Origin of the sequence: Anaerobranca gottschalkii DSM 13577 (assembly GCF_900111575.1) — a bacterium.
Lineage (GTDB): Bacteria > Bacillota > Proteinivoracia > Proteinivoracales > Proteinivoracaceae > Anaerobranca > Anaerobranca gottschalkii.
Genome location: NZ_FOIF01000079.1, coordinates 1 through 7,060 on the forward strand (window position 1 = coordinate 1; position 7,060 = coordinate 7,060).

The 7,060-nt window shown below is 35.7% G+C and carries 7 protein-coding genes; 1 reads left to right on the plus strand and 6 read right to left on the minus strand.

Going from position 1 to position 7,060, the window contains the following annotated elements; genetic code table 11:
- Positions 1-55: 55 nt before the first annotated feature.
- Both BMX60_RS11225 and BMX60_RS11230 read right to left on the minus strand, forming a co-directional pair.
- Positions 56-1,447 carry a phosphoglucomutase/phosphomannomutase family protein gene (locus tag BMX60_RS11225; protein WP_091351532.1) on the minus strand — a complete coding sequence of 464 codons (1,392 nt, stop codon included), beginning with the start codon at positions 1,445-1,447 and terminating at the stop codon, positions 56-58.
- Between the two features lie 147 nt (positions 1,448-1,594).
- Positions 1,595-1,978, minus strand: coding sequence for a RidA family protein (locus BMX60_RS11230; protein ID WP_091351533.1), 384 nt, complete (start codon positions 1,976-1,978; stop codon positions 1,595-1,597).
- 93 nt (positions 1,979-2,071) lie between these two features.
- Here BMX60_RS11230 and BMX60_RS11235 point away from each other — a divergent pair, with 93 nt between their 5' ends.
- Complete coding sequence (locus BMX60_RS11235; RefSeq protein ID WP_091351534.1) at positions 2,072-2,806, plus strand: purine nucleoside phosphorylase YfiH/LACC1 family protein; 735 nt, start codon at positions 2,072-2,074, stop codon at positions 2,804-2,806.
- Here the strand turns inward: BMX60_RS11235 and BMX60_RS11240 are convergent.
- From BMX60_RS11240 to BMX60_RS11255, 4 genes are all read right to left on the minus strand, one after another.
- Entirely contained in the window at positions 2,789-3,718 is a 930-nt protein-coding gene (locus tag BMX60_RS11240; protein ID WP_177159802.1) for a nucleoside hydrolase, read from the minus strand. The genes BMX60_RS11235 and BMX60_RS11240 overlap by 18 nt on opposite strands.
- A gap of 23 nt (positions 3,719-3,741) precedes the next feature.
- Positions 3,742-4,614, minus strand: coding sequence for a ribokinase (gene rbsK / locus BMX60_RS11245; protein WP_091351536.1), 873 nt, complete (start codon positions 4,612-4,614; stop codon positions 3,742-3,744).
- Positions 4,615-4,627: 13 nt separating this feature from the next.
- Entirely contained in the window at positions 4,628-5,428 is an 801-nt protein-coding gene (locus BMX60_RS11250) for a hypothetical protein (protein ID WP_091351537.1), read from the minus strand.
- An 86-nt stretch (positions 5,429-5,514) separates the two neighbouring features.
- A complete protein-coding gene (locus tag BMX60_RS11255; RefSeq protein WP_177159803.1) occupies positions 5,515-6,720 on the minus strand; it encodes an arginine deiminase in 1,206 nt (401 codons plus the stop codon).
- Positions 6,721-7,060: the final 340 nt, after the last annotated feature.

Consider the following 7,060-nt stretch of genomic DNA (forward strand, 5'->3'; position numbering starts at 1 on the left):
TGACTTTGTCTATAGTTTGTCTTCAGTCTGAAGGGAGCCTATGGCTCCCTTCAGTTTACTCTACGTCTAAGTAATCTTTTGCCCACTGGGCTATTTTGTCAAAGGTTTCTTGACAATTACTTTCAATGTATACCCTTAAGAGGGGTTCTGTACCAGAAGGTCTAAAAAGTACCCAACTGCTGTTATCTTCTAATAACATTTTCGTTCCGTCAATGCGGTTTACTGATACTACCTTTAAACCTGCAACTTCAGTAGGGGTATTTTCTCTAAGGTTATTTAAAATACTTTCTTTCTTTTCTTCCGGTACCCTTAAATCTAATCTTTTACTTATAAAATTACCGTATTCATCTAATAAACCATGCCATTGTTCTTTTAATGGCCCTTTCTTTACTACCATTAAAGCTACTAAACAATCTACTAAAATACCATCTTTTTCAGGTATGTGGCCATGAATACTAGCACCACCACTTTCTTCTCCACCAATCAAAACTCCCCCTTGTTCCATAGCTTCTCCAACATATTTGAAACCTACAGGGGTTTCTGTCACTTCATACCCAAGTTTTGCTGCCATTTTATCTATAAGGTGGGTGGTGGCTACAGTTCGGATCACCCTATTTTGTGTACTATCTTCTTCAGCTAAGTACTGGAACAACAATGGTATTAACTGATTAGGTACATAATAGTTTCCTTCATGATCAACTATCCCAAATCTATCAGCATCACCATCTAAAGCTAAACCTAATTGGGCATTATGTTCTTTAACTTTATTAACTAATCCTTCCAAATGTTCCAGATTTGGTTCCGGTAAACTTCCTCCAAAGTATGGATCTTTATTTGTATTGATCTTTATTACTTCACAGCCTACCTCTTCTAATAATGATGGTAAATATTCTGCCCCTGCTCCGTGCATAGGATCTACTACAACTTTTAATCCTTTAAGTTTTGCTAAGTCTAATAGGGATGTCAAATGCCTTTTATAATCTAACCAAGGATTATAAATAGTAGTTTGACCCTCCACTTGGGGAGTATAATCTTGGGGATTATGTAGATGTTTTTCAATATCTTTAGTAATTTCTAAAGTAGCTGGACCGGCGTAATGGGGAATAAACTTAATCCCGTTATATTCTGGAGGATTGTGACTGGCAGTAAACATTATCGCCCCTGCAGCCCCTTTCTCTTTTACACCATATGCTATTACCGGTGTAGGAGTCGGTTTATCTGTTAAATAAACATTTATCCCCCAACTATTTGCTAATTTAGTGGCAAGTTGAGCAAATTTTTCTCCTAAAAATCTTGTATCATAGCCTACCACTAAGCCTTTATCTCCCATTCCTTTAAAATGAACATGGGCGAGAATTGCCTTTACTACCTTTTCAACATTATCAAAGGTAAAGTCATCGGCTAAAATCCCTCTCCAACCATCAGTTCCAAATTTAATTTTTGTCATTTCCTTCACCCTTTACATAGTTTTTAACTTTATGTATATTCTAGCAAAAATCAAATATTCCTGCAAAATTTTAATAAAATAAATGTACGATAAAGATGAGTAAAAACTTGAAAAAGGAAGAAGGTAAATACCCTTCTTCCCCTTTTGTTAGTCTACTAAAGCAATAGCCTCGATCTCAATACCTACATCTTTGGGCAATCTTGCCACTTCTACACAAGACCTTGCCGGTGGATTTTCACCAAAATATTGGGCATAAACTTCATTGATTTCACCAAATTGATTCATGTCTTTAATAAAAACTGTTGTTTTGATTACTTTATCAAAACTGGTTCCAGCTTCTTCTAAAATAGCTTTCAAATTTTCCATTACTTGCTTTGTTTGCTCTTTGATATCAGTTGATACCAACTCCATGGTTTGGGGATCAAAGGGGATTTGACCTGAAGTATAAAGGAAGTTACCTACCCTTACCCCTTGTGAATAAGGCCCTATTGCTGCAGGAGCATTTTTTGTGGAAATAATTGTTTTATTCATTGAATGACCTCCTTTTAATATAATATACTATGTATATCTATTTATATTTTAATATACCCTTAAAAGTTAGTCTATATTAGGGAGGTAAAAAAAATGGAAAAATATTTTAGATTTATGGAAAATGGTTTAGATATTATAACTACAACTAAAGGCTGTGGTAACATGCTTTATCAAAGGGGAGGTAAGGAGGTTTGGGATAATTACTTAACCTTATCTAAAGAATCCGGTATTCCCTTAAATAGAATAGTCCGGGTTGTATTAAAAAACGGAAGTGAATTTATAAAAGTTGACAATTCCCATGGAGGTGAAGGGGTCTATCCCGACAAACAAAACCTCCAAGGCTTGGACGGGTTAATAACAACTGAAAAAAATCTATATTTAGGTATAACTACTGCCGACTGTTATCCTGTTATCATCCATGATAAAAAGAAATCCTTCCTAGGGCTAGCCCATTGTGGCTGGAGGGGAATTGTAGAAGGTTTAGAAGTGAAAATTTTAAATGAGTTAATTCAAATGGGAAGTAATTTAGATGATATCCAGATAGTATATGGACCTGGAATTTGTGGAAATTGTTATATCCAACATGATCAGTACCTAAAGGATATTTTTATTAACAAATATAATTATCCTGAAGATATAATTAACCCTCAAGGGAAATATTATAGTGTCGATATAAAAAAAGCTTCCCAACACAACTTAAAAAAAGCTGGTTTTAAAGGAAGCTTTATTGATTTAAATATCTGTAATTATTGTGACGAAAGATTCTTTTCAGTTCGGAGAGAAGGAAAAGATACTGGAAGAATGTTAAATTTAGTTTGCTGTATCTAAAATTATATCTAAAAAAGTTTTTAGAAATCTTTCGGAATCTACTTCGGTACAAAGGGAAACATTGGCTTTTTTATTAAATCGGGAAAGTTTATCGCCAACCGTAGCACCCCTTGTAAGTTCCCCTTTAGTTTCTACTCCAACGTACATCCTTTCCATTTTAACTAAAGATTTATCTAAAGCAACTGCCACTGCTAAAGGGTCATGGAGTGCACAACCAGGTAACTTATTGCCATCAACATACCTTTGGAGATAAAAATCAGTCATCTTTGCTATACTATCTCCTAAAACTCCTCCCTTTTCTCTAATTACTTCTAAATGTTCCTTTGTCAATAAAACCTTTAAAGTGACATCTAAACCTACAAGGATCACTTCCGCTCCACAGTTAAAAACTATTTCTGCACTTTCAGGATCTACATAAATATTAAATTCAGCTGCGGGGGTAACATTACCTTGAGTAAATACAGCTCCCCCCATTACACAAATTTCTCTGACCTTTTCTGCAAGGGAAGGGTCTTTTTTTATGGCCATTGCAATATTTGTCAATGGCCCTACCCCAATAAGGGTTATCTCTTTAGGGTATTTATTTACCTGCTCTATAATAAAGTCAACTCCATGCTTATCAGCAATATATTCTTTACCGTCTGGTAACTGGGCATAGCCTAAACCTGTCGGTCCGTGAATATTTTCCGCTGTATGTAGTTCTCTAAATAAAGGTTCAGCCATACCTGGATATACTTTACAATTAGCCCCTAAAAGCTTTAAAATTTTTCCTCCATTATCGGTAGTTTTTTCTAAAGGTAAATTACCCCCTACCGTAGTAATACCTAACAATTCTACCCCGGGCCACTTATGGGCTAAAGCGATAGCCATAGCATCATCTATTCCTGGATCTACATCTAAAATTATTTTCATGAAAATTACCTCCTAAATTACGGTTAAACTTCTGTTAAATACGGTAAGGAACTTTGGGCACCTAATCTAGTAACTGTAATGCTCCCCACTTTTATTGCAAACTTGATAGCCTTCTCTAGTTCTTCCCCTTTGGATAACGCTAGGGCTAAGGCTCCAGAAAAACTATCTCCTGCTGCAGTGGTATCTACCACTTCAACTTTTGGAGCGGAAAACCCTTGCTGAATATTATCGGCAAATAATACTGCCCCTTTTTCTCCTAAAGTAATTATTACCTTTTTTACCCCTTTATCCTTTAACCAAGCTGCAGCAGACTTGATATCTTGCTCTTTGGTTAAAGCTAAGGCTTCTCCTTCATTTGGTTTTATTATATCAATATATTGATATATCTCTAAGGGCAACTCCCTTACAGGAGCAGGATCTAAAATCACTGTAGCCCCTCTTTTCTTTGCCAATTTTACTCCATGTACTACTGTTTCTCTAGGTATTTCTAACTGAAATAAAGCGATATCCCCTTGGGAAAACAATTCTTCATCTATATCTTCAGGACTTACTTCTCCATTTGCCCCTTCAATAGTAATTATGGTATTTTGTCCCCCTTTATCTACAACAATGTTAGCTAGACCGGTGGATTTTTCGCCATATTTAACCCTATCTATATTTATACCTTCCCCCTTAAGGCAGTTTAATAGCTCCTGTCCATAAGGGTCTTTACCAACCTTGCCTACCATATGGACATCTGCCCCTAATCTCGCTGCAGCAACCCCTTGATTAGCACCCTTACCCCCTGGAAACTGGTTAAAATCTAATCCTTTTACCGTTTCTCCTAAATCAGGCCTTTTTTCAGTTCTAAAAACTAAGTCCATATTAATACTGCCAACTACTACTACCTTGGCCATTTTAATCAACTCCTTAATCTATAAAATAATGGCAAGGTTTTCCACATTTACATTTTTGTTTTAATCCTTTTAAAGGTGGTTCTCCTTTTATTTTTTTAATAAATTCTAAGGCATTTTTAACATTTTCTTCTTCACCAATTATCAATAAAGTTTGTGCTCCTTCACTGCCTCCAACTCCACCACTACCGTAAGGAATTACATCTACAGAATATAAGCTGTTTAAAGCCTGTATTTCAGTTACTACCTGCCCATAAGAAACTGGTACTAAACCGCAGGGCATTCCTAAAGAATAATCAATTTTTTCAATTCCCCCTTCTTTTGCAGCCATGATTACAGAAGGGACTAGTTTTTCCAAACCCACTGGTAATACTAAATCTATACCCCTAGCTACTAAGATAGGTAGGGCTGCCCCTATTGTTCCTCCTTGGGGATGGGCTACCATTACCCCTACATTACCATCTAAATCTAAGGCATTGCCACCTTTAATAAAAACATCGCCCCGTTTTAATTGGGGTAATACATCGGTCCATGGCTTATCGACAACTTCACCTTTTTCAATTACTACAGGTGCAATCCTCTCTTCTGGTGGGGTTACACAACCCCTTCCTTGGACAACAATCCCAGCAGTATACTTATCTTTTTCTATTTTTTTACCTGTAAGTTCTTCCACTATGTAACCATTAGTAGTACCACCGGCTATAATAACTGTCCCTTTCTTTAAGGCTTTCTGTACCTGAGGTAGATTTGCCACCCCTTTTGCTATAAGCCTTTTGGATTCAGCCACCGTTAATGTGACCAAAGCTCTTTTTTCCATAAAAATTCATCCTCCTTAACTAATCTATAATTAGTTTATCATAAAGTGAACCCTTAAGAAAAGAATAAATGGAGGCCTTCCTCCATTTATATCTTCTCTCTACTAATGGGCATCGACATACACCTAGGTCCTCCCCTACCCCTAACTAGTTCTGAACCTTCAAATTCTAATGTTTCGATCCCTTCTTTTCTAAGTTGTTTATTTGTTACTGTATTTCTATTATAAACCAGCACTTTTCCTGGAGATATTGCTAAGGTGTTAGTACTATCTCCCCACTGTTCCCTTGCTGCAATAATTGGGTCATCTTCCCCAGAATAAATAATGTTTATTTTTCTATTCAAAGACCTTTCCAGACAATTTTTCAAAGATTTTTCACTTTTAGCCTGGACTACACCATTTTTCCCTGGAGTAAGGATATATGTAAATATCCTATCTTTAATTCCTGGGTACATCAAAAACTTATCGTAATCTACCATGGTAAAAACTGTATCTAAATGCATATATGCCCTTTTAGGAGGGATCTGTACCACAATAATTTCTTTTACAAGTTTTTTATCAACTAAAATAGTTTGAGCAACAGTCTCAATAGCTTGAACGGTAGTTCTTTCACTTAAACCAATAATGACTGTATTTTCTGATATCAGAATAACATCTCCACCTTCTAAGCCTGGAGGTATTTCGATATCTACCCCCTTTTCTAACCCTTTAAAGGCTTCATGATGTTCTAAAATATATTTGATAAATAGGGTTTCCCTCTTCCTTGTATCATTAAACATCGATCCTACTATGAAATGGGAGCCTATAGTTACTCCCTGATCTCTAGTAAAGTACATACTAGGTAAAGGAGCTAAATAAAAAGGGAAATTGTATTTTGTCAAATCCCCTAAAGACTTATTTTTTTTCAAGGTTTGAACATAGTCTTTTTTTAATCCCCTAATTAAAGTTTCCACAATTGCTTTACTATCCTTTTCCATTAAATAATGGAAAACTGTCTCTCTAGTAGTAGGATTAGCGATATGACTTAAATCCAAATGATCGATTATAAAACTTTCTCTAAGCTCTGGTTTTTTCTCTAATACTTCTGTCATTAAATCGGTGATATATAGTACCTCTACCCCTTCATTTCTCATGATTTGAACAAACTTATCGTGCTCTTCCCTAGCCCTTTCTAGCCAAGGAATTTCATCAAACAATAGCTCTTCTAAATATTTAGGTGTTAAGTATTCTAGCTCTTCCCCCGGCCTATGGACCACCACTTTTTTTAGTTTACCGATATCCGATGTGACTAGCATTTCAATTCCTCCTAAAGTTTTAGTATTTTGTTTTTAGTTTTGCCCTTTTCTATATTTTTACCACAAAAAAAAGGAGCTAATTGCTCCTTACAGTTTGTAGACAAAGTCATTTTTTAAAGGCTGTGGTAATTAAACATTCTAACAAAGTCTCCGTCGAGATTTAAGGCTTCTATCTAAAAGGAAGGGGCTGTCGGGAAATAGGCACCAAAAAAGTCAGCTTGACTCATAAGAGTTAGCTGACTTTTTTATATAAAAAAATGGAAAAGATGATCAAGATTGACCACTTTTCCTTAGTTATATTGTATAATATAACTATGAGAAAAATAAACTGTTATTCCAA